Annotated in this window: 18 protein-coding genes; 10 read left to right on the top strand and 8 right to left on the bottom strand. The window is 63.5% G+C overall.

What is annotated here, in order from left to right:
• Entirely contained in the window at positions 1-186 is a 186-nt protein-coding gene (locus tag J1C49_RS10990) for a hypothetical protein (protein ID WP_227445871.1), read from the bottom strand.
• 199 nt (positions 187-385) lie between these two features.
• On the opposite strand from J1C49_RS10990, the gene J1C49_RS10985 reads away from it, so the two are divergent.
• Both J1C49_RS10985 and J1C49_RS10980 read left to right on the top strand, forming a co-directional pair.
• Positions 386-1,381, top strand: a complete 996-nt coding sequence (locus tag J1C49_RS10985; protein ID WP_227445870.1) for an ABC transporter ATP-binding protein — start codon at positions 386-388, stop codon at positions 1,379-1,381.
• Complete coding sequence (locus J1C49_RS10980; RefSeq protein WP_227445869.1) at positions 1,381-2,406, top strand: ABC transporter ATP-binding protein; 1,026 nt, start codon at positions 1,381-1,383, stop codon at positions 2,404-2,406. The genes J1C49_RS10985 and J1C49_RS10980 overlap by 1 nt, the downstream gene beginning before the upstream one ends.
• Before the next feature lie 209 nt (positions 2,407-2,615).
• Here the strand turns inward: J1C49_RS10980 and J1C49_RS10975 are convergent, their stop codons facing one another.
• On the bottom strand, positions 2,616-3,476 hold the full coding sequence (locus J1C49_RS10975) for an IclR family transcriptional regulator C-terminal domain-containing protein (protein WP_227445868.1): 861 nt from the start codon (positions 3,474-3,476) through the stop codon (positions 2,616-2,618).
• A gap of 164 nt (positions 3,477-3,640) precedes the next feature.
• On the opposite strand from J1C49_RS10975, the gene J1C49_RS10970 reads away from it, so the two are divergent.
• The 8 genes from J1C49_RS10970 (at position 3,641) to J1C49_RS10935 (ending at position 11,910) form a co-directional block, all read left to right on the top strand.
• The gene (locus tag J1C49_RS10970) at positions 3,641-4,978 is read left to right on the top strand and encodes an ABC transporter substrate-binding protein (RefSeq protein ID WP_227445867.1); all 1,338 of its coding nucleotides are present in this window, start codon (positions 3,641-3,643) and stop codon (positions 4,976-4,978) included.
• 131 nt (positions 4,979-5,109) lie between these two features.
• A complete protein-coding gene (locus tag J1C49_RS10965) occupies positions 5,110-6,006 on the top strand; it encodes a carbohydrate ABC transporter permease (RefSeq protein WP_227445866.1) in 897 nt (298 codons plus the stop codon).
• Positions 6,007-6,103: 97 nt separating this feature from the next.
• Positions 6,104-6,943, top strand: coding sequence for a carbohydrate ABC transporter permease (locus J1C49_RS10960; RefSeq protein ID WP_227445865.1), 840 nt, complete (start codon positions 6,104-6,106; stop codon positions 6,941-6,943).
• Positions 6,944-6,952: 9 nt separating this feature from the next.
• Positions 6,953-8,050: an ABC transporter ATP-binding protein gene (locus J1C49_RS10955; RefSeq protein WP_227445864.1), complete on the top strand. Its 1,098-nt coding sequence runs from the start codon at positions 6,953-6,955 to the stop codon at positions 8,048-8,050.
• Positions 8,051-8,068: 18 nt separating this feature from the next.
• Positions 8,069-9,472: an aminotransferase gene (locus J1C49_RS10950; RefSeq protein ID WP_227445863.1), complete on the top strand. Its 1,404-nt coding sequence runs from the start codon at positions 8,069-8,071 to the stop codon at positions 9,470-9,472.
• 11 nt (positions 9,473-9,483) lie between these two features.
• Positions 9,484-10,401, top strand: coding sequence for a dihydrodipicolinate synthase family protein (locus J1C49_RS10945; protein WP_227445862.1), 918 nt, complete (start codon positions 9,484-9,486; stop codon positions 10,399-10,401).
• Positions 10,402-10,426: 25 nt separating this feature from the next.
• Entirely contained in the window at positions 10,427-11,209 is a 783-nt protein-coding gene (locus J1C49_RS10940) for an SDR family oxidoreductase (protein WP_227445861.1), read from the top strand.
• The gene (locus J1C49_RS10935) at positions 11,209-11,910 is read left to right on the top strand and encodes an SDR family NAD(P)-dependent oxidoreductase (protein ID WP_227445860.1); all 702 of its coding nucleotides are present in this window, start codon (positions 11,209-11,211) and stop codon (positions 11,908-11,910) included. The genes J1C49_RS10940 and J1C49_RS10935 overlap by 1 nt, the downstream gene beginning before the upstream one ends.
• A gap of 453 nt (positions 11,911-12,363) precedes the next feature.
• On the opposite strand, the gene gcvPB is transcribed toward J1C49_RS10935, so the two are convergent.
• The 6 genes from gcvPB to J1C49_RS10905 all read right to left on the bottom strand — a co-directional run bounded on the left by gcvPB (position 12,364) and on the right by J1C49_RS10905 (position 21,698).
• Positions 12,364-13,917 (bottom strand): aminomethyl-transferring glycine dehydrogenase subunit GcvPB, encoded by a 1,554-nt coding sequence (gene gcvPB, locus J1C49_RS10930; protein ID WP_227445859.1) that lies wholly within the window; start codon positions 13,915-13,917, stop codon positions 12,364-12,366.
• Entirely contained in the window at positions 13,914-15,299 is a 1,386-nt protein-coding gene (gcvPA, locus tag J1C49_RS10925; protein ID WP_227445858.1) for an aminomethyl-transferring glycine dehydrogenase subunit GcvPA, read from the bottom strand. Before gcvPA ends, gcvPB begins: the two co-directional genes overlap by 4 nt.
• A 47-nt stretch (positions 15,300-15,346) precedes the next feature.
• Positions 15,347-16,453, bottom strand: a complete 1,107-nt coding sequence (locus tag J1C49_RS10920) for an ATP-NAD kinase family protein (RefSeq protein WP_227445857.1) — start codon at positions 16,451-16,453, stop codon at positions 15,347-15,349.
• 198 nt (positions 16,454-16,651) lie between these two features.
• Positions 16,652-17,029 carry a response regulator gene (locus J1C49_RS10915; RefSeq protein ID WP_227445856.1) on the bottom strand — a complete coding sequence of 126 codons (378 nt, stop codon included), beginning with the start codon at positions 17,027-17,029 and terminating at the stop codon, positions 16,652-16,654.
• Entirely contained in the window at positions 17,013-20,411 is a 3,399-nt protein-coding gene (locus J1C49_RS10910; protein ID WP_227445855.1) for a CheR family methyltransferase, read from the bottom strand. Before J1C49_RS10910 ends, J1C49_RS10915 begins: the two co-directional genes overlap by 17 nt.
• A gap of 369 nt (positions 20,412-20,780) precedes the next feature.
• Entirely contained in the window at positions 20,781-21,698 is a 918-nt protein-coding gene (locus J1C49_RS10905) for a hydrogen peroxide-inducible genes activator (RefSeq protein WP_227445907.1), read from the bottom strand.
• Between the last annotated feature and the right edge of the window lie 181 nt (positions 21,699-21,879).

Raw genomic sequence — 21,879 nt, 5'->3', positions numbered from 1 at the left:
TCAGTTGGACGCGAAACGGATCATCCGGTCGATCTGGGGCGCCATGGTGCACCATTCATCGCCGCGCGCGACCCAATGCGCCTCGCGGGTGGTCGCGTGCACGATCACGCGTCCGTCCTGCTGTTCGATCCGGTCAAACGCGATGATGTTGAGAAACGCGGCAAAAGCAGCGGCTGTGAGGCACATGAGAGGTCTCCTGTTATCCTGTGGACTCGCTCCCTCCCACAGCGAGCTCTGCCTCATCCAACACCGTGGATGCGACACCGGCCCAGCGCGAAACACGCTTCGGAGCGCAAATGCCGCAGCGCAGCATTTCGACCTGCCCGGTTTTTGGGCGTTTCGGTATGCTCCGGCCCTTCTGGAATTCTGACAGGACCCTGCCCCCATGTCTGAGACCCCCGTCCTTTCCGTCCGCGATCTTGTCGTCGAGATCCCGACCCGGCACGCGGTGCTGCGCCCGGTCGATCGCGTGAGCTTTGACATCGCGCGGGGCGAGATCCTTGGCGTCGTGGGCGAATCCGGCGCCGGAAAGTCGATGACCGGTAACGCCGTGATCGGGCTTCTGGACCGCCCGGCAAGGATCACCTCCGGTGAGGTTCTGTTGAACGGACGTCGGATCGACAATTTGCCCTACGCGGAGATGCGCAAGGTGCGGGGCCGCCAGATCGGCATGGTGTTTCAGGATCCGCTGACCTCTCTGAACCCGCTTCTGACGGTGGGTGAACAGCTGACGGAGACCATCCGCGAGCATCTTGACCTCTCGCAGAACGACGCGCAGGAGCGGGCCATCAAGGCGTTGGAAGAAGTGGGCATTCCCGGCGCGCGGGACCGCATTGACAGCTATCCGCACGCATTTTCCGGCGGCATGCGGCAAAGGGTTGTGATTGCGCTGGCGCTCTGTGCGGAGCCCGATCTGGTGATCGCGGACGAACCGACCACGGCGCTCGACGTGAGTGTTCAGGCGCAGATTATCGCTTTGCTCAGAAGGCTTTGTCGGGAACGGGGCACCGCCGTGATGCTGGTGACCCACGATATGGGCGTGATTGCCGAGACCGCGGACCGGGTCGCGGTGATGTATGCCGGGCGGGCCGCCGAGCTTGGCGGTGTGCGCGATGTGCTGACCCTGCCACGCCACCCCTATACCGAGGGGCTGATGGGCTCTGCGCCGATGGCGTCGATGGGCCAGACCCGGTTGCACCAGATCCCCGGAAGCATGCCCCGTCTGGGCGCGCTGCCCACGGGGTGCGCGTTTCATCCGCGGTGCAACCGCGCCGAGGCGCGCTGCAGACAGGATCCGGCGCCCACGCTGGCCGCGGATCAGGGCCGCGCGGCCTGCTGGTTTCCGATTGCACGGGACAGGGCGACAGAGGAGGCATCGTGATGGCCACGAAAACCGCAAGCAAACCGGGCGCCGATACCGAGGCCGAAACGATCATGGTTTCTGTTGCGGGCCTGACACGCCGCTTCGACGTCTCCAAACCTTGGCTGAACCGGGTGGTGGAACGGCTGCCCAAGCGCATCCTGACTGCCGTGTCGGATGTGTCTTTCGAGATCCCGACGCATTCCACCTATGCGCTGGTGGGCGAATCGGGCTCGGGCAAATCCACCATCGGCAAGATGATGGTCGGCCTGTTGCCGCCGAGCGAAGGCCGAGTCACCGTGGGCGGCGTGGACCTGTCACGGGAAGCGTCAGCGGAGGCGCTCGATGCGGTAAGATCCCGGATTCAAATGGTTTTTCAGGATCCCTTTGCAAGCCTCAACCCGCGTTGGAAAGTGCGGAACATCATCACCGAACCGGTGGCGGCGCGCGGCGGAGACACGGAAGGTCTGGCCGAAGCGCTGCTTGAGAAGGTCGGGCTTTCGGCGGAGGACGCGGAGAAATTTCCGCATGAGTTTTCCGGTGGGCAAAGGCAGCGTTTGTGCATCGCGCGGGCGCTGTCCTCGAATCCGGATTTCATCGTCTGCGACGAGCCGACCTCCGCGCTCGATGTGAGCGTTCAGGCGCAGGTGCTCAACCTGATGTCCGATCTGAAAGCGGATCTTGGGCTCACATTCCTGTTTATTTCCCATGACTTGACCGTTGTGCGCCATATGGCGGACCGCATTGGCGTGCTCTATCTCGGGCGGCTTGTGGAAGAGGCAGACCCACAGACCCTGTTTGCCACACCACGCCATCCCTATACCCAGATGCTGCTGGCTGCGGCGCCGAAACTGGACGGGTTCGGCCGTGAAGCGGCGCTTCCGGTGGGGGAAATCCCGGACCCGATCAACCCGCCCAAGGGCTGCGCGTTTCACCCGCGCTGCCCGTTTGCGATTGACCGCTGCCGGCAGGAACGCCCCGAGCTGCGCGACGTGGCGGGATCGCGCACGGCCTGTCATCGCGCCGAGGAGCTCGACGTGCTCTGAAGGCGGTTTTGCGGCGCCGGGCCCGCGATGCACAATCCATGCACATGTCATGCACATCCCATGCGCATGGGACCGGCATTTTTGATGAGAGGGGCTCTGCCCCAGCGCGGCAAGCCGCGCTTCCCCGGGATATTTGTGGCCCAAAGAAACACGCGTTCCGAACACCGGGGCCGGGGCCCACGGGCGCGTCGTGCTGCGGTCGACCGGGCTCAGCGGGCGAGCGAGAGCTGTATCTGTTCGGCGGTGTCGCGCAACATGGGCAGATATGTTTCGACCATGAGTTCCGGGGTGGCGCGGATCGAGGGCACCGCGATGTTGATCGCCCCGGCCAGCACGCCCGAGCGGTAATGCAACGGGATGGCGAGGGACAGCAGGCCCATTTCGAGCTCCTGGTCGACCAGCGCCCAGCCCTGACGTGCCACGTCTTCGAGCACTTTGCGCAGCTCTGCCTTGTGGGTGATCGAGTATTCCGTTTGAGGCACAAGCCGGGCATTGGCGAGTGTCGCGTCCCAGTATTCTTCGGGCTGCGCGGCCAGCAGGACGCGGCCATTGGCGGTGTAGAACGCCGATTGCCGGGAGCCGATCGAGATGCCCACGGAAATGATGTTATGAGCCTGCACGCCCGCGACATAGACCACTTCGAGCCCGTCGAGAATCGCCGCCGTGCAGGATTCGCCCGTCTGTTCGGAGAGGCGCTCCATGAAGGGGCGGGCGCGGTCCCAGATGCCGATCTTGGAGAGCACGGAAAAGCCGAGTTCCAGAACCTTGGGGGTGAGGTCGAACAGCTTGCCATCGGTGACGACATAGCCTTCCTTGACCAGCGTCAGGAGAAAGCGGCGCGCGGTGGCGCGGCTCATATCCGTTTCGATCGCGACCTCGGAGAGCGTCATCTTGCGTCCGGTGCGGCTGAAGCTTTGAAGGATGGCCAATCCGCGCGACAGGGACGACACGAAATCCCGCGATGAAAGCTTGTCCTGGTCATCTGGTTGCTGCTCCGGATTCACGGTCCCGAGCCGGGCCTCGCTGGAGATGGCCGTGGCGGGTTTGGAGACAGACTTTACCATGTGCATATACCGCTTTCTTGATCGCGAGACGGGTTAGCACCAATCGGCGATTACTGAAAGATCCGAAGTTTTCGCGTTGCTCCTCAGAAAATGCTTGCTTTGCAGGCGACCTGTCAACAGTATTACGAACATAAGTTCGATATGCGAACACAGTCGACAGGAGAGACCCCATGAAGAAATCCTCTTTCACGTCCCCCGCGTTGCCGCGCCGGTCCGTTCTTACGGGCATGGCCGCAGCAGGCGCCATGGCGGCCATGCCACGCCGACTGGTCGCGCAGGAACAGATCACGATTCGCTGGTGGTCCCCGCAGAGTTCGCCCGAGCAGCTTGCCGCCTACCAGACGCAGATCGCCAATTTCGAAGCCCAGCATCAGAATGTGAAAGTGGTGTTCGAAAAGACGTCTGACGAAGGCTATGCGCCGCAGCTCGCCGCGGCCTTTGCATCCGGCGATGTGCCCAACGTGGTCACGCACCTGCCGAGCTTCGCGGTCTCCAACTACTGGCGCAATGGCCTTCTGGAGCCGTTCAACGACGTGATCGAGATGATCGGGCCGGAGAAGTTCTATCCCGGCGCCAATGACGGCTACGAAGTCGATCCCGGACAGTATGCGGGCACCTCCATCGGCAACTCCGCGGCCAACATGATGTGGCTGCGCACCGATCTCATGGAAGCGGCGGGCATCGAGAGCGCGCCGCGCACATGGGACGAGATGCTGGCGGCGATGGAAGCGATGCAGGGTGGCGGGATCTGGGGCGCGCCCCTGCCCTATGGCCGGAACTCCATGACATCGCTGATTTTCATCGGGGTGATCCACCAGGCCGGCGGTCAGGTGTTCAGCCCGGACCTCCAGGTTGCCATCGACACGCAGGAAACCCGCGACGCGCTCGAATTCTACAAGGCGATGCGCCAGTATTGCCCGCCGGGAGCCACCAACTACAGCTGGGGCGACAGCCTGACGGCGTTTGTGTCCGGGGCCTGTGCGACGGGCATCTATACCGGGCGCGTGCTGATCAACGTCAACACGCAGAACCCCGGCATCGCCGACAACGTGACCTGTGCGCTCTACCCGACCAAGTCGGCGGATATTCCGCATTGGACCTTCAACGACTTCCCGTCGGTCTTCATTCCGAAAGCGGCGCCGAACATGGAGGCCACCAAGCAATTCGCGGCATTCCTGTTCGATCCGGAAGGCTATATCCAGCAGCTGCATGCCGCGCCGGGTCACGTTCTGCCGGTGTTGCAGACCATCTCCGCCGATCCGGCCTATCAGGACAACCCGATCATCGAGAAATACAGCGCGGAGGTCGACAAGATGGCCGCGGCGGCTGCCAACGGGTACAACCTTGGCCGCGAAAGCGCAGAGCATCAGCCCAACGCAAAGGCCGGGGAAATCGTCAATTCCGGCGTGATTGCGGAGCTTGTGCAACGCGTCGTGCTCAACGACGAGAATGCCGATCAGGTGCTGGGCGAAACCACCGCCCGGATTGAAGAGATCATGGCGGGCTAAGCCACAGGACTCTTCTTTATTGGCGGGTCTGTGTTCCACTCCCGGCACGGATCCGCCGCTTTTTCCCTTTTCCCGAAACCGTCTCTTTCGAGGCTGGAGTCCCATTCCTTGTCGGAAGCCCTGAACCCGTCATGACCGTCGCCACCACAAATACCCCCCTTCTGGAACGCCAATATGCGCGCTTGGGAGCGCTGCTGATTGCGCCGACGATTGTCGTGTTTTCGCTGGTGATCGTCTATCCGCTGCTGGCGGCGATCTATCTGAGCCTCTTTTCCATCTATACGCCGACGCTCGAGGGCGATTTTGTCGGCTTTGCCAATTACTGGGATCTGCTGAGCGGGCGTGAGTTCTGGAATTCGCTCCGGGTGACGCTGGTCTGGACCGTGGGCACGCTGAGTTTGCAGATCGTTCTGGGCGTCGGGATGGCGCTGCTGCTGCACCAGAACATCTGGTTCCGGTCGCTGGCGCGGTCGCTGGTGCTGTTTCCCTATTTCCTGTCGACCGTTGTGGCGGTGCTGGTGTGGCGCTGGCTGTTCAACGATCTCTATGGCGCGATGAACCACGGGCTGATGCAGCTGGGCATTCTCGACATGCCGCTCGACTGGCTCGGGTCGATGCCGAACGCGATGATCGGGGTGATCCTCGTGGGCGCGTGGAAGTATTTCCCCTTTGTGGTGATCGCGGTGCTGGCACGGCTGCAGACGATCCCGGATCACCTCTACGAGGCCGCGCGGATCGACGGGGCCGGGCCGATTGCGCGGTTCTGGGACGTGACGCTGCCGCAGCTGCGGTCCGTGCTTGTGGTGATCATCCTCCTGCGCGCGATCTGGGACTTCAAGGAGTTTGACCTGATCTACCTTCTGACCGGTGGCGGGCCCGTGACCTCGACCCAGACGCTGAGCCTGCTGGTCTATCAGGAAGCCTTTGCACTCAACCAGATGGGTCAGGCGGCGGCCTATTCCGTGGGAATGATGCTGGTGATGCTGGTGTTCATGCTGGTGTATCTGCGCAAGACGGGGGGCCGGTGATGCTGCGTGACCGCGAAACGGTGATGTCGCGAGACCGCGCGGCGGCCGCAGGGCCGCAAGTGCGGAAGAGCTCTGGCGCGGCGGGGGTGGATGCGAGATGAGCCTGCCATCGTCAATGCTCCGCAAGATCGTTCTGAACTTCGTCACCTGGTCGCTGGTGGCCGTGATCGCCTTTCCGCTGTTCTGGATGATTGTCACATCGCTCAAGCCACAGTCGGAATTGTTCCGCATCCCGCCCACATGGCTGCCGGAGACAATCACCTTCGAGCATTACTGGCGCCTTCTGACAGAGACGCCATTCCTGCGCTATTTCCGCAATTCTGTGGTGCTGGCGACAACAACCACGGTTTTCGTCGTGCTGCTCGGCACGCTCGGGGCCTACAGCCTCGTGCGTTTCAAGTTCCGCGGACGCGAGACACTGGCGATGCTTGTGCTCTTCACATACCTGCTGCCCTCCGTGGTGCTGATCATTCCGCTATACCTGATGATGGTGGAAATCGGCCTGTCGAACACGCTGCTCTCGCTCATTCTGGCGCATACCACCTTTGCGCTGCCCTATGCGCTGTGGCTGCTGCGCAGTTTCATGGAAGGCATCCCGGAGGATCTCGAAAGCGCGGCGCTCGTGGACGGCGCCACGCGGATGGGCGCGTTTCGCGACGTGATCCTGCCACAGCTCCTGCCGGGGATCATCTCGACCGCGCTGTTCACCTTCATCCTGTCGTGGAACGAATACCTCTATGCGCTGGTGCTGGTGAATTCGGACAGCGTGGCACCGCTGACCACGGGCGTGATGTCGATGCTGATCTCGGCGTTCAACATCGAATGGTCGCTGCTGATGGCGGCGTCGGTGATGATGAGCCTGCCGCTGATCGTTGTGTTCGCCTTCCTGCAAAGTTACCTGACCCGCGGCTTTGGCGCGGGCGGGGTCAAGGGATAAGGAGACCCCATGGCTGACGTCACCCTCAAGAACGTGCGCAAGAGTTTCGGCACGTTCACCGCGTTGGAAAACCTCGATATCGAGATCCGCTCCGGAGAGTTCGTGGCGTTGCTCGGCCCGTCGGGCTGTGGCAAGTCGACGACGTTGCGGATGCTGGCGGGGCTGGAATTTCCGAGCGCGGGCGAGATCAGCATCGACGGGCGTGTCGTGAATGACGTGGCCCCGGGCAAGCGCGATATCGCGATGGTGTTTCAGAGCTACGCGCTTTATCCGCACATGACCGTGGGGCAGAACATTGCCTATCCGCTGCGCAAGCGCGGCGTGCCCAAGGATGAACGCGCCGCGGCGGTCCAGAAAGCCGCAGAGCTGCTGCAGCTTGAGCCCTTGCTCGACCGCAAGCCCGCGCAGCTGTCGGGCGGGCAGCAGCAGCGCGTCGCGCTGGGCCGCGCGCTTGTGCGCGAGCCCAAGGTGTTCCTGCTCGACGAGCCGCTGTCCAATCTCGACGCCAAGCTGCGCAGCTACATGCGCGCGGAGCTGATCGAGCTGCACCGACGGCTCGGCAAGACGATGGTCTATGTGACCCATGACCAGCTTGAGGCCATGACCATGGCGGACCGGATCGCGGTCATGCATGGCGGTCGCTTGCAGCAATTCGACACGCCCGACGCGGTCTATAACCGCCCGGCCAACCGCTTCGTCGCAAGCTTTATCGGCACGCCGTCGATGAACCAGATCGAAGGCACACTGGCCGGCGACACCTTCACCCGTGGCGCGATGACGGTGCCGCTCGACCGCGCCCGCTTTGCCGCCGAAGACGGGCCCTGTGTCATGGGCGTGCGGCCCGAAGCGGTGACAATCGGCACAGGCCATGTCGCGGCCACGATCCGACTGGTGGAGAACACCGGGCATGAGCTCATCGTTTCGCTTGCGCTCGAAGACGGCACGCGACTTCTGTCTCGGGTCGAGGCCGGGCGACGGCTTTCCATCGGGCAGACGGTTCAGATCACCTTTGAACCAGATGCCATTCACCTGTTTGCGCCGGAAGACGACGGCGCGCGGCTCAACACGGACGAAGACGCATCGGTGATCCCGATGCGCTCGCACTAACAACGAAGGAACAAGGGCATGACAGATATCCGGGATCTCGACCGGCAGTTCGTGTTCCACCCGTTCAGCGCAGCGGGGCAGCACGAGCAAAGTGGCGCGGCCATGATCGCGCGCGAGGCCAGCGGATGCTGGATCACGGACGATGCGGGCAAGCGCTATCTCGACAGCATGGCGGGTCTGTGGTGCGTGAATGTCGGCTATGGCCGTGACCGCATCGCCGATGCCATGGCCGACCAGGCCCGCAAGCTGAGCTATTTCCACGGGTTTTCGTCGATGGCGACGGAGCCCGCCGCGATCCTTGCCCAGCGCGTCATCGAAAAGGCACCGCCGGGATTCTCGAAGATCTTCTTCGGCGCGTCCGGCTCGGACGCCAATGACACGCAGGCCAAGATTGTCTGGTATTACAACAACGCGCTCGGTCGCACGGAAAAGAAGAAGATCATTGCGCGCGACCGTGGCTATCACGGGGTGACCGTCATGGCCGGTGGCCTGACCGGGCTGCCGGCGCTGCATAACGGCTTTGACCTCCCCCTGCCGATGATCCGGCATGTGTCGGCCCCGCACAACCTCTGGACCCGCCACCCCGGCGAGACGGACGACGCGTTTGGCGACCGGCTGGCGGCCGAACTCAACACGCTGATCGAAGCGGAGGGCCCGGAAACGGTGGCCGCCTTCATCGCGGAACCGGTGATGGGCGCGGGCGGCGTGATCGTCCCGCCGGAGGGCTATTTCCCCAAGATCAAGGCGGTTCTGGACCGCCATGACGTGTTGCTGATCGCCGACGAGGTCATTTGCGGCTTCGGGCGTCTGGGCACGTGGTTCGGCACGGAGAAGATGGACATGAAGCCCGATCTCATGTCGGTCGCCAAGGGGATCACCTCGGGCTATGCGCCACTCTCGGGCGTGCTTGTGGGCGAAGAGATCTGGCGCGTGATCTCGGGCGAGGGTGCCGCGAAATTCGGTGCGTTTGGCCATGGCTACACCTATACGGCGCATCCGGTGATGGCCGCCGCCGCGCTCGCCAATCTCGACATTCTCGAAGAGGACAATCTCGTGGAACGCGCCGGCAGCATCGGGGCCTACATGCAGGAAACCCTGCGCACCGCCTTTGCCGACATGCCGATTGCCGCGGAGGTGCGCGGCACCGGGCTTGTGGCAGCGGTCGAATTTGCCCGGCCCGTCGGAGAGGGATGGGAGAAATTCGATCCCGGCCGGACGGTGGCGCCCAGAATCGTGCGCGCGGCCCTCGAAGATGGCGTGATCTGCCGCGCGTTGCCCAACGGCGATGCGGTGTCCTTTTCGCCGCCGTTCACCATCACCCACGAAGAAATCGACCTGGCCGTGTCGACGGTGCGCCGCGCTGCCGACCAGACCTATTCCGCCCTGCGCGCCGAAGGCGCTTTGGACCCAACAAAAGTCTGAGGAGGCGCGTTTTGGACAGACACAGCATCACCTGGACCGGCGCAATGCCCGCCATCACCACCCCGTTTACCAAGGCGGGCGCCGTGGACCATGATGGGCTTTCACGCAACATCAAACGCCTTGTGGCCGCCGGCGCCACCGGCGTTGTCGCCGCTGGCTGCACCGGCGAATTCTGGACATTGAGCCGCGAGGAGCGGCGCGCGATCGGCGTGACCACACGCGGCGCGCTCGGGCCGGACCTGACCTGTATCCTCGGCTGTGCGGCGATCACGCCTTCGGGCGTCTTGGAAGCCTTGCACGATGCCAAGGAGGCAGGCGCGGATGCGGGGTTGGTCATGCCGCCCTTTTTCGCGCATCTGACCAAGGGCGAGATCATCGCGCATTTCGAGGCGGTGGCGGCCGCGTCGCCGCTTCCCATCGTGCTCTACAACATCCCCGGCAATGCGGGGAACGCTCTGACCCCCGATATCGTCGATGTGCTGGCGGATCTCGATCCGGTGGTGGCGATCAAGGAAAGCTCCGGCGACTGGATGAATTTCAACCAGACCATCGACCGGGTGCGCGACCGGATCCGCGTGTTTTGCGGGCCATCCTCGACCATCGGTGTGCCCGCGATGCTTGCGGGCTGTGACGGGTTGATCGACTGTTTCCCGAATGTGTGGGACGGGTGTCTTGACCTTTGGACCCTGCATCAGGAAGGACGGATGGAGGAGGCCTGGGCCTATCAGGCCCGCGCACAGGCGCTCACCCATCTGTTTACCTCCGGCGGGCGCACGCTTTACCCTGCGACAAAGGCGGCGATGGACCATCTCGGACTGCCCGGTGGTGGGAAGCCGCGCGCGCCGTTACAGCCTTTGAAGGGCCCGGCGCTGACCGAGTTGATCGACGGGCTCGACAGGATACTGGGTCGGAAGACCTCTGCCGCCTGACACAGAATAACAGAAAGGATTTCCCATGGATCTGGGATTGAAGGGCCGCAAGGCCATTGTGAGTGCTGCGTCCAAGGGGCTGGGCCGGGCCTGTGCCTTCTCGCTGGCGCGCGAGGGTGTGGATCTTGTGCTCAACGCGCGCACGGCGGCGGATCTTGAGGCCACGGCGGAGGAGATCCGCGCGGAGACCGGCGTGACCGTGACCACCGTGGCCACGGATTTCAACAGTGACGAAGGGCGCGACGAAATCATCGCCAAGGCGGGAGACGTGGACATTCTCGTGGCCAATCCCGGCATCCGGCAGATCCCCGGCGAGTTCCCGGAATGGGACAAGGCGGAGTGGCAATACTGGCTCGATGTGCATTTCTTCTCCTCCCTGCAGATGATCACCGGCGTGTTGCCGGGCATGCGCGCGCGCAAGTTCGGGCGGATCGTCAATATCTCCGTGAGCTTCATCAAGTTCCCGGCGCCGCATTTCGCGCACAGCCATTCGGCGCGGCTGGCGCTGTCGGGGGCGATTGCCTCGATGGTCAAAGAGACCGTGCGCGACAACGTCACGATCAACACGGTATGCCCCGGGTTTTTCGACACCGATGCGCTGCACACGAACCTGCACAACCACGCGCGGCGCGGCAACACGACCTACGAGGCGATTGTAGAGAACCGGATCCAGTCCGTGCCTGCGGGGCGGTTTGCAGATCCCAGCGAATGCGGGGACCTTGTGGCGTTCCTCTGCTCCGATCAGGCGGGCTTCATCGTCGGGCAGAATATCGTCAACGATGGTGGCGTTTATCAGGGTCTGTTCTGATGCAGCCGCGGCTTGTCATGGTGTCGGGTGGCGCGCGCGGGCTTGGCGCGGCGATCGTGCGGCGCTGCCTCGCGGACGGGCACCGCGTGTCGGTTGGCGTGCGCAAGCCCGAAGCGGTGCGCGAGGCGTTTGGCGATGCGGTCGGTGCCTACCGGTTTGACGCCGATGCGCCGGAGACCGCCGCTGAGTGGGTCGCCGCGACGACCGCCGATATGGGCGCGCCCGACGCGCTGGTCAACAATGCGGGCATCCTCAAGATGGTGGATTTCACCCGCGGCACCGAGGATGATCTTGACGATCTTTTCAACGTGAATGTCAAAGGGCCGTTCCGGCTGATCCGCGCGGCGCTGCCCGCGTTGAAAGCGTCGGGACGCGGGCGCGTGATCAACATCGCCTCGACCGATGCAAAGCGTTACCGTGATGCCTCTACCTCGCTGGGCTATGTCATGACGAAACAGGCGCTTCTGGCGATGACCCATGCGGTGCGCTTTGCCGGGTGGGACGAAGGGTTGCGCGGCACGGCGTTGTGCCCGGGTGCGATTGACACCGATATGATCGACGGCATTCCCGGCGTGACGCCGAAAGCGGAGCGGTTGCAGCCGGATGATGTGGCGGAGATCGTGTCCATGCTGCTGAAGCTGCCCAATCAGGCGAGCGTGCCGGAGATCGTGGCGAATACGCGGTTGGAAAGCTCTGTTTGACCGGCGGGTGATCTCTCTGAGCGAGAACCCGTCCCGGAGCGAAGGACACAGGCCGCCGGGGCATCGACGGGCCGGAGAATGGGCCAGGGACTGTCGATACGACGGGCGTTCCCTGGCACTTTATGCTGGCCAAGTCCGAAATCCGTTTGAATGATGCGCGCAACGTGCCCGGATCGACAGGCCGTCCGAGCGGCCCGTCGATGGTCCGGCGGCCTTTGGCCTTGTTCCGGACCTTTCTTGAAGACGTGGCCAAGTGAGCGCCGGACCGAAGGGTGGCGAGGAACGCGCCGCCCCGTGGGCGCGGTTCGGCACGTCGCAACGGTTCCCGTGGCACGAAGACTTGTGCAAAGCGGTTTTGCGGCCCGTCGATATTTTGCGCGAGGACAGCCTCAGGCGGGGATTGCCCGCCGCGCCTTGGCTGACGCGGCGGGATTCTTCATCTGAAGGTGCGCCCTACTCCGCCGCTTTGACCTTGGCCGCGTTCTTGCGCACATAGGCGCGCCACGTGGTCGCCCAACGCTCGGGGTCGGCCATGTCGTCGCCCTTGATCTGGGCGATGGGGGCGTTGTGCGGCGCGGTCTTCACGACTTCCGGGGTCTCGTAGGCTTCGTGCACCACGTGTTCGAGCACGTCGATCCAGTAATCGATATCCTCGCGGGACCACAGCTCGCCCGCCTCCGGCGTGAACGGTTCAGCGACCAGCCACGGCTCATGGGACAGCCACAAAGCGTCGATGCCGAAATCGGTCATGCGGTTAGAGATGTCGACGATGGTGCAGCCTGTATCCTTGGTCACCTGTTCCACGGAATGGCGGGTCATCTCCATGCGCGGGGCGGTGATGTCGGGATTGGAGCGGCTCACGCCTTTGACCTCGCCCAGGCGCTTGTCCATGTAGTTGTTGGCCAAAACGGAGATATCCGCCGCCTCGCGAAGGCCGTCGGCCCCCATAGCCCGTGCCCAGGCATAGGCCTTGAGCACTTGCGGCGCGTTGCCCCAGAATTCGCGGATGCGGCCGATGCTTTGCGGGCGGTCGTCGTCGAGCTTGAACGCATCGCCATCCCGCACCACCAGAGGCGAGGGCAGGAACGGCACCAGATGCTCGGCACAGCCATAGGCACCCACAGCGGGTCCGCCACCGCCCTTGGGCGCGCCGAACGTCTTGTGCAGCATGTACATGCAGGCATCGAACCCCAACTCGCGCGCGCGCAGGCGCGTCATCACGCCGTTGAAATTGGCATGATCGTAGAAGCACAGGCCGCCCGCCTCATGCACCAACCGGACCCATTCCTTGATGTCCGGGTTATAGATGCCCATGTCGTCAGGGTTGTTGACCATGAGCGCCGCGGTGCGCGGACCGAGCACCGATTTGAGCTGTTCGATTGACGGGTAGCCGTTTTCCTCAAGCGAAAGCGTGATGACCTCGAACCCGGCGGTGTTGGCCGTGGCGGGGGAGCAGGGATGCGTCTGGATCGTGGTGATGATCTGGTCGCGCTGTTCCAGCTCGCCGCGCGAGGCGTGATAGGCGCGGGTCACGCAGGCATGGGTATAGGCCGCATCGGCCCCGCCACCGGCCTGAAACACGAACTGGTCCATGCCGGACACTTCGCAGAGGAAGTCGGAGAAATTGGCGTAGACCTCCATCACGCCTTGCAGCGTGTCGGGGTGTTGCAGCGGGTGAATATGGGCGAGATGCTCCATCGCGGCGCGCTCGCCGATGCGCGGGTTGTATTTCATCGTGCAGGTGCCAAAGAGCGACACGCCCATCATGCCCAGCGTCATCTGGGACAGGTGCAGGTAGTGGCGCAACGCGTCATGCTCGGTCAATTCAGGCAGCTCCGGCTTTGCCTTGCGCGCGGCTTTGCCGGGCAGGTCGGGCATGGGTGCGTCCTCGAAGACCACCCCACGGCGACCGGGGCAGCCCATCTCGGTCACGACCGGTTCGGACCAGCGCGGGGCATGGAAGTTTTCGGGGTTGCGGGCGAGACGGTTGGGGATCGGAGCGGTCATGCCAGCGCCTCCTTGAGTGCGGATGTCAGTTGCGCGATGTCCTCGGGCGTGTGGATTTCGGTGACGCAGTAGAGCGCTGCGTGGCCCTCCACACCCGGCTCGCCGGTGATGTCCTTGCCGCCGAAGATGCCGAGCGTGCGGATCGTGTCATTGATCGGGGCCACGGGCTTGTCGAACTGCACCACAAATTCCTTGAAAAACGGGCGGGAGAGATCGACCGATGCGCCGGGCAGCGCGTTGATCGCCTCTGCGGCGGCGCGGGAGCGGGCCATGATCAGACGACCGATTTCGGCAAAGCCTTCGGGGCCCATGGCCGCCATGTAGGTGGTGTTGGCCAGCGCCCAGAGATAGACGGAATTGCCGGTCCAGTCCTTTCCCTCGTCGCGCATGCCATAGGACGACTGGTGAAAGAGCGTGAGGCCAAAGCCGTATTCGCCCTCTTTCTGCGTCTCGCCGATGGAGATGTTGAGCGTGTTGTATTCAGAGGTGTAGCGGGCCTCGTCGGGGCTTGCGATGAAGCCGCCGACACCGCCACCGGCGTTCATGTGCACGCCCATCGGCTGAGTCGGACCGACGGCGATGGTTGCGCCATACGCGCCGGGCGCTTCGAGCAGACCGAGCGAGAGCGGGTCGACGCCGACGATGGCCTCAGCCCCGGAAGCGCGGGCCATGGCGCAGAGCGCACCGGGATCGGCGTCGATCACGCCATGATAGGAGGGCGTCTCGATATAAAGTGCGCAGACATCGTCGCCGAGCTTGGCCTGAAGATCGTCGCGGTCGATCTGGCCATCGGGGCCGACACGGACCGTATCAATCGTGATATGGCGCGCCATTTCGCGCGGCTCGCAGTAGTTCTGCAGCACCATCAGGCGTTCGGGGTCCATCACTTCGGGGATCAGAACCCGGCGGCGGCCGGTCATGCGGGAGGCCATGCGGACGGAATGGCCAATCGCGCAGCCCCAGGAATAGACCGGCAGGCCGACAAAATCCATTTCGACCAGCGCGCCGATCTGGGAACAGAATTCGAACCACGCCTGGTTGCGGCCATGGTCCGAGGTGGGCGAGCCGAAGACCGAGGTTTGCCATTCGTAACGGTTTGCGACCTCGTCACAGATCGCGGGCACGTAATGCGGCCATGCGCCGGCACCGAGGAAACACAGGTAGTCCTTGCACGTCGCGTTCTTGGACAGCACGTCGTCGAGATGGCGCGACAAGGCCACTTCGGACGCGAGTTGTGGCGGCAGGTTGAAGGGCTTGCCGTAGAGGTGATCCTCGGGGATCTGGGAAAACAGGCTGTCGACGGAATTCAATCCGAGCGCCGCCAGCATCTCCTGCTTCACCTCCGGGACGGAATTGGCCATCCAGGGATGGGCTTTGGTCATGGGAAAACCTCCTGTCTATGCGTTTTTTGTCGGGGTCCGGCGTTGGTTCAATGCACCACGCGCACCACCTGTTTTCGGCCAGGGCCGGTGGTGATCGGCCACCAGCCCGCCAATCGCGCATCGAGACCGGGATCGCCGGTGTCGATGGTCAGTTCCAGCGGTTTGAGCGCTGCAAGCTTGGGCGACGCGCAGATCACGTCGATATTCTGGGGTCCGACGCGCTCGATCACCCGGTGCGAGATCTGCTGGTTGCCGCGCCCGAGCACGAAGCCCTGACCGCCTACGACGGAGAGCACGATTCGGGCCGCTGACTCCTGCTCAAGCGCATCGAGCAGAGCGGTTTCGGACAGGTCGCGCGCGACGATCCGACCATTGCGCGCCAGATCCACACCGAGCAGCGTGCCGCCCCCCAACCGGTCCTTGAGCGCCGCCAGTGTGGTGCCTGGTCCAAGGATATAGGCGCGGTCGGGTGTCATCCGGCGATGATAATCCCCCAGCGCAGCGTCAAGATCCGCAATCACGTCACCGCCGCCCGCCTTCGGGTTCTGCCGCGCGCCCTCGGTGGACGCCGGTGTGCGGGCCACGGCAAAAAGCTGCGCGGAGAGACGCCCCCGGCGTCGGGCGCTTTCGTCGATGTCGAGGATCTCGATCATCTCGATCGGGTGGCGCGGATTGGCGAGAAACGCCTCCGCCGCGCGCCCCGCGCGTTCGGGCGAGCGGGCAAAGACACCGGAATGCATCTTGACCCCGGCCGGGATGCCGAGGATCGGCACGCCCGCACCATTGGCGGCGGCCACGTCCCGCGCGGTGCCGTCCCCGCCCGCAAAAAGAATGAGGTCCACCCGATCCTGCATGGCGGCGACGAGGCTTTTGGTATCTGCGGCTGTCCCGGTGCAGGGAATGGCGAGCTGTTCGGCATCGGGCAGGAGCATGCCGCCCAGCGCACCCGGTCCGGTGACCACGTGGCGCAAGGCACCCGAACCCATGGCGTCGAGCGCGCGCTGTGCGCGCCGCGCCGCGCGACCGGCCAGCGCCTGCGCATCGGGTCGGCGATGCAGCGTCGGGTCATCGCTGCCCTTCTCGCCCAAGGGGCCGCCCAGCCCGGCGACGGGGTTCACGAGAAAGCCAAGAACAGGGCCGCGCGACTCAACCATGAAATTTTCGCACATTTGTTCGCATGATGAAACAATGCCTGCTCCGACACGCTCGGGCAACCTGAATCTGCATGTGCAAGGCGATGATGCGGCGATGAGGGCGACGGGAGCGGAGAGAACGCCGACATGGTCCGCAAAGAGGCGCACCTAGGCGGCTTGCGCCGGTCCGGTCGACCGCTCGCGAAGGCGCGTGTTACCCTATCCGAGGCAGCTCTCTATCGCCTGGCGAATCATCCGTTCATTGAACGGTTTCTGCACCAGACCGGCATCGGGGTAGCGTGCATCCACTTCGAACACCTCGAAATGCGCAGAACAGAAGACAAAGGGCACGTCCTGCGCCAGCAACACATCCGCGAGCGGAAAGATCTGGCCGTCACCTAGATTGACATCGAGGATGGCGAAATCCGGCCGGGTGTGCGCAACCGTTGCAAGCGCATCGGTCAGCGTGTGCAGCGGTCCCAGAACGCTGCACCCGAGATCCTCGACCATGAAGGCCAGATCCTGCGCCACAAGCACCTCGTCTTCGACGATCAGAACCGCATTGGCCGTTGCGCCCGGCTTAGTCGTGGAGGTCACAATGCAATCCAATCCTGTAAAGACCGTCCTGAGCGTCGATCCGAATGTCACCGCCGAGCTGCGTGGCCGCGAGACGCACAAGCTGCGAGCCGAAGCCTTCCGGCGCGGACTCGCTTTCGGCGATGCGGGAGGCCCTTTCTTCCCAGATGATTTCCACGGGCCCATCGCCCTCGCGGGTCCATGACACGGCGAGCGCCCCGTCTGATGCGCCAAGTGCCCCGTATTTGGCGGAGTTTGTCGCCCATTCATGCAAAATCAAGGCGAGCGGGGTGATCTCTTCGCTGTTGACCTGAATGTCCGGACCGTCGATCTGGGCATCCTGCTCTCCCTCAAAGGCGGCAATGCTGACGGAGACGAGATCCTTGAGCGCAAGCGCGCGCGAACCTTCCTTGACGCTGAGATCATGCGACACCGCCAGCGCATTGATCCGGTCGGACAGCGTGTCGGCCAGATCCTTCGCGGAGTCGGCCGTGCGGGCACCGACCCGGAGCAGCGCGGACATGATCGAGAAGAGGTTTTTGACCCGGTGGTTCATTTCCCGGATCATCAGCTCGCGCATGTTGGAATTCTCGACCTCCACCGTCTGGTCGAAATTCACCCCCACAAGCCGCTTTGGGCGCGACAGTTCCGAAAGCTGACCAAGGCCGCGGAGGTGGCGCACGCTGCCATCGCGCCGGCGCACCCGGAAAGATGCCTCGTAGCCTGCCTCTCCGGAAATCGCCCGGCGCAAGGCGTTCTCGACCATGGGTCGGTCTTCTTCCACGATGCGCTTCATCACGGCGTTGATATCGGCGCTGTCGGTTTCATCCACGTCAAAGAGCAACATGGCATTGGCATCGAGCGTCGTGTTGCCGGTTTCGACCTCGTATTGCCAGAAACCGATCTTGGCCACTTCGAGCGCAAGCTTGAGCCGCGCGGCTTCCTGACGGAGTTGCAGTTCAAGGTCGAGCGCCGCGGTGATGTCGGCAAAGGTGAGCGTTGCGCCGACCACGTTGCCATCGAGCATGCGGTACGGCGTGATCAACAAAGCCCAGTGGTTGCGCCCGTCGCGGCTGTGGACCGTCTCACGCAGGACGCGCTCTTCGACGATGACCTGATGGATACGGGCCATCAACCTGTCGGAGTCTTCAAGATTGCTGCGCAGATCCTGCAAGGGCCGGCCCCGGTCGCCGATCTTGAGGGAAAACAGGTCCTGCGCGCCATCGGTGAAATTGCGCACGCGCAGGTCGTGATCCACCACGATCAGCGGCAATTCGGTTGAATCGAAGAGGTTCTTGAGATCCGCGTTGGCAACGGTGAGCTCATCGACCTTGGATTTCAGCTCGTCATTGACGGTGCTGAGTTCCTCGTTGGTCGATTGCAGCTCCTCGTTCATCGACATCATTTCTTCGTTCGAGCTCTTGAGCTCTTCATTGGCGGTTTCAAGCTCTTCCACCGCGCTTCGCAGGCGCAGGCGGGTGAGGCGCAGCTCTTCTTCCACCACTTGTTCATGGCTGTCGAATTCGTAGATCTCGTCGATCTCATCATCCGCGCTGACCTTGAAATCGCCCTTGTCGCGCAAAACCAGAAGAATGGTGTCATCAGGCAACGGGTCTGCGATCACGTCTACGGTCTGCACGCCGATCTCGGATTGCACGTCAACGTCGCGCACCACCTTGCGGCGGCGGTCATCGTTCACGTTGCGGATCAGCGTCGGCAACACCTCCTTGAGACCACGGCGGGCCAGGTTCTGGACATAGGCCGGGCCGCTTCGGGTCGGCGAAAGCGCGAAATAGCGCGCAAACTGGCCGCTCGATTTGAGGATTTCGCCATCTTCGGTGATCCGAAGGGACGGCGGGGCGTAGCGTTCGAGCATCCGCTCCGTGGCGTAGCCGTCATCCCATTCGTCGTCGAACCGACGCACCCGGTGGCCGGGCTCGACGCGACCGCGCGCGGACCGGCGGCTCGATGCGGTCAGGTCGATCGGGTAGACGGGCGGCCCGTCGAACCGTTTGAAAATGCGCGCCTTCTGATCCATGACGCCAAACAGATCCTCATGCCGGCCGATGCTCTCGGAGGGGCCGAGAAAGAGGTGCCCACCGGGCTTGAGCGCGTAATGGAAGATCGGCAGTGCCTGATTTTGCAGCTTATCGCCGAAATAGATCAGGACGTTGCGGCAGGAGATCAGGTCGAGCCGCGAAAAGGGCGGATCCTTGACAATGGAATGCGCCGAAAAGCGCACCATGTCGCGGATCTTCGGCGCGATCTGGAAGTTGCTGTCGCGCCCGACGGTGTAATGCTCGCGAAAGCTTTCGGGGATGTCGGCCAGCGCGGAGGTGGGATAAATCCCTGCCCGCGCCATTTGCAGCATCTGGTCGTCAATATCGGTGGCGAAGATCTGCACCAGCGTGGACTTGCGCGCGCGCCGCAGTTCGGAGGCGAAATACATCGCGAAGGAGTAAGCCTCCTCGCCACTCGAGCAGCCCGGCACCCAGACCCGGATTTCCTCGCCCATGTTCTTTGCCACCAGCGGAGCAATCACCTCGGCGCGCAGGGTTTCGAATTGCTCGCTGTCCCGGAAGAAGCGGGTGACATTGATGAGCAGTTCGCGAAACAGGGTTTCGCATTCCTCGTCACTGTCGCGGATATGGGCGAGGTAGTCGCTGCCATCGACCAACCCGAGCACCTGCATCCGCCTCTGGATGCGGCGCACGATCGTGGAGCGCTTGTAACCCGAAAAATCATGCCCGACGCTCGCGTTCAGCGTCGCGCAGAGCTCGTCGAGATGTTCGAGCACGCGGACCGGATCATCGCCGTCATCGGCGTCACGGCCCAGACCTTCGACAAAGCCCATGATTGTCGGCGCAATGTCGCGCGGGGTCCGGATGTAATCGACAAGCCCCGTCCCAACTGCGGAGAGCGGCATCCCGTCATAGCGCGCGGTTTTGGGGTCCTGCACAACGCACAGGCCACCGTGTTCCTTGATCGCGCGCAGGCCGGAGCTGCCATCGGCACCGGTCCCCGACAGGATGACACAGATCGCCTTCTCGCTTCGATCTTCCGCCAATGCTACGAAAAAATCGTCGATAGGCCGACGCAGACCGCGCGGCTGCGAGAACTGGGTCAGGGCAAGCACGCCGTCCTTGATCGTCAACCCGTGGCCCGGCGGGATCACGTAGACAAAACCGGCCTTGACCTGTTCGCCACCGGAGGCCTGCACCACCGAAAGCGGAGTATGCGGTTCCAGCAGTTCCGCCATCATGCTTTGATGATTGGGATCGAGATGCTGGACAATCACGAAGGCGACGGGATTGGACGTGTCGGCAGTTGCAAGCATGTCGCGCAAGGCTTCAAGGCCACCGGCCGACGCACCGACCCCAGCGATTACCACATCTTCCGACATTTCAAACAGCCTCTCGAGCATCCGACGCTCGACGCTACCCTAGCGTGCAATTCTTGAAAACGTAAACCGGTGTTTTTGCTGACGTCGCGCCGAGCCATGCCGCCCATGGTTTTGGCGAATGCCCATCTGCGCGGCACCGCGCATGCGCCACGTGCTCTGGGCAGCCGGTTGCGCGCGCGGGGGCGCAACCGCAGGACATGCACCACGCCGGCGGCCGGTGCGCCATGCCGGCAAACGCACCATCCGCGCGGCAGGGCATTCCGCCTGCGCCCACAGCCGGTGCGGCCATGTCCCGTGTCGCATCAGGCGGACGCCGCGTCACGGCGCGGACCCTGACAAGAGACCCGGCAAGCGCCCCATGCGTGACGCTCAAACCGGGAGCATCCGCGCGTCCGGAATGTCACACGCCGCTGCGCGAATGAGGTTTCCCAGCCGCGCAAAGGACGGGCCAAGCGGATTGGTGCTGCGCCAGATGAGCCCGACGGTGCGGGTCGGCTGCTTGCCGGGAAAGGCACGCACATCGACCTCCGGCGCGCGCGCCTCGACCCGAACGGCCATCGCGGGCACCAGCGTTGTGCCAAGCCCGGCAGCCACCATTTGCACCAGCGTCGCAAGAGAGCTGCCATCCATCGACGTTCGGGCGCGGGCGCCTTGAAGCGCGCAGAGCGACAGGGCCTGGTCGCGGAAGCAATGCCCTTCTTCCAACAATAGCAAGCGTTTGTCACTCATGGCATCGGGAGGCTGCACGGGTTTTTCGCGGTCTTCCGCCGACCGGACCAACATGAGGGGTTCGTCAAACAGCGGCATTTCCTCAAAGCTCGGCTCGGAGACCGGCAGCGCGACCAGCGCGCAATCGATGCGGCCCTCGGAGAGCTCGTCGATGAGACGCGGCGTGATCGACTCGCGGACCTGCAACTCGATCTCGGGGTGATCAACGCTCATGGCGCGAAGGATATTGGGCAGAAGGTAAGGCGCGATGGTCGGGATCACGCCGAGGCGAAGCCGCTGCGGCAAGCCGCCCGTCGCCCCTCGGGCCAGTGTTTCAAGCTCGTCCACGGCGCGGAGCACCGCGCGCATGCGCACCAGCGCTTCCTCGCCAAACGCGGTCAGGCGCACCTGCCGCGCGGACCGCTCGAAAAGCGCCGTGCCCAACACCTGCTCCACCGCACGGACCTGAACCGAGAGCGCTGGCTGCGAGACCGCACAGGCATCGGCCGCGCGGCCGAAATGCCCATGTCGGGCGAGCGCATCGACATAGCGCATCTGTCTCAATGTGACGTTTATCATAATCAAAAATTATCGCCTCAATCGGAAAATGCAACTTAAAGCAATTCTAAACCTCTGATACAGAGAGGTGAGCGAGGGGGGAAAAGCGATTCCGATTGGGTCAGCTTGCGTTGGGGAAACTCAATCCAAGGTTGTGGCCTTTTGCGCCAACACAGCCCGTCTGTTCCGGTGCACAGCGCTT

It is taken from the genome of Cognatishimia sp. F0-27, assembly GCF_020667845.1.
In the GTDB taxonomy this organism is placed as follows: Bacteria; Pseudomonadota; Alphaproteobacteria; order Rhodobacterales; family Rhodobacteraceae; genus JAFMPQ01.
The sequence above is the reverse complement of the archived record's forward strand: the minus strand, read 5'-3'. Positions and strand labels throughout refer to the sequence as shown.

Bases quoted from the DNA above. Each gene is read 5' to 3' on its own strand.
- J1C49_RS10990 (WP_227445871.1), bottom strand. From the start codon at position 186: ATGTGCCTCACAGCCGCTGCTTTTGCCGCGTTTCTCAACATCATCGCG.
- J1C49_RS10985 (WP_227445870.1), top strand. From the start codon at position 386: ATGTCTGAGACCCCCGTCCTTTCCGTCCGCGATCTTGTCGTCGAGATC.
- J1C49_RS10980 (WP_227445869.1), top strand. From the start codon at position 1,381: ATGGCCACGAAAACCGCAAGCAAACCGGGCGCCGATACCGAGGCCGAA.
- J1C49_RS10975 (WP_227445868.1), bottom strand. From the start codon at position 3,476: ATGCACATGGTAAAGTCTGTCTCCAAACCCGCCACGGCCATCTCCAGC.
- J1C49_RS10970 (WP_227445867.1), top strand. From the start codon at position 3,641: ATGAAGAAATCCTCTTTCACGTCCCCCGCGTTGCCGCGCCGGTCCGTT.
- J1C49_RS10965 (WP_227445866.1), top strand. From the start codon at position 5,110: ATGACCGTCGCCACCACAAATACCCCCCTTCTGGAACGCCAATATGCG.
- J1C49_RS10960 (WP_227445865.1), top strand. From the start codon at position 6,104: ATGAGCCTGCCATCGTCAATGCTCCGCAAGATCGTTCTGAACTTCGTC.
- J1C49_RS10955 (WP_227445864.1), top strand. From the start codon at position 6,953: ATGGCTGACGTCACCCTCAAGAACGTGCGCAAGAGTTTCGGCACGTTC.
- J1C49_RS10950 (WP_227445863.1), top strand. From the start codon at position 8,069: ATGACAGATATCCGGGATCTCGACCGGCAGTTCGTGTTCCACCCGTTC.
- J1C49_RS10940 (WP_227445861.1), top strand. From the start codon at position 10,427: ATGGATCTGGGATTGAAGGGCCGCAAGGCCATTGTGAGTGCTGCGTCC.
- J1C49_RS10935 (WP_227445860.1), top strand. From the start codon at position 11,209: ATGCAGCCGCGGCTTGTCATGGTGTCGGGTGGCGCGCGCGGGCTTGGC.
- gcvPB (WP_227445859.1), bottom strand. From the start codon at position 13,917: ATGACCGCTCCGATCCCCAACCGTCTCGCCCGCAACCCCGAAAACTTC.
- gcvPA (WP_227445858.1), bottom strand. From the start codon at position 15,299: ATGACCAAAGCCCATCCCTGGATGGCCAATTCCGTCCCGGAGGTGAAG.
- J1C49_RS10920 (WP_227445857.1), bottom strand. From the start codon at position 16,453: ATGGTTGAGTCGCGCGGCCCTGTTCTTGGCTTTCTCGTGAACCCCGTC.
- J1C49_RS10910 (WP_227445855.1), bottom strand. From the start codon at position 20,411: ATGTCGGAAGATGTGGTAATCGCTGGGGTCGGTGCGTCGGCCGGTGGC.
- J1C49_RS10905 (WP_227445907.1), bottom strand. From the start codon at position 21,698: ATGATAAACGTCACATTGAGACAGATGCGCTATGTCGATGCGCTCGCC.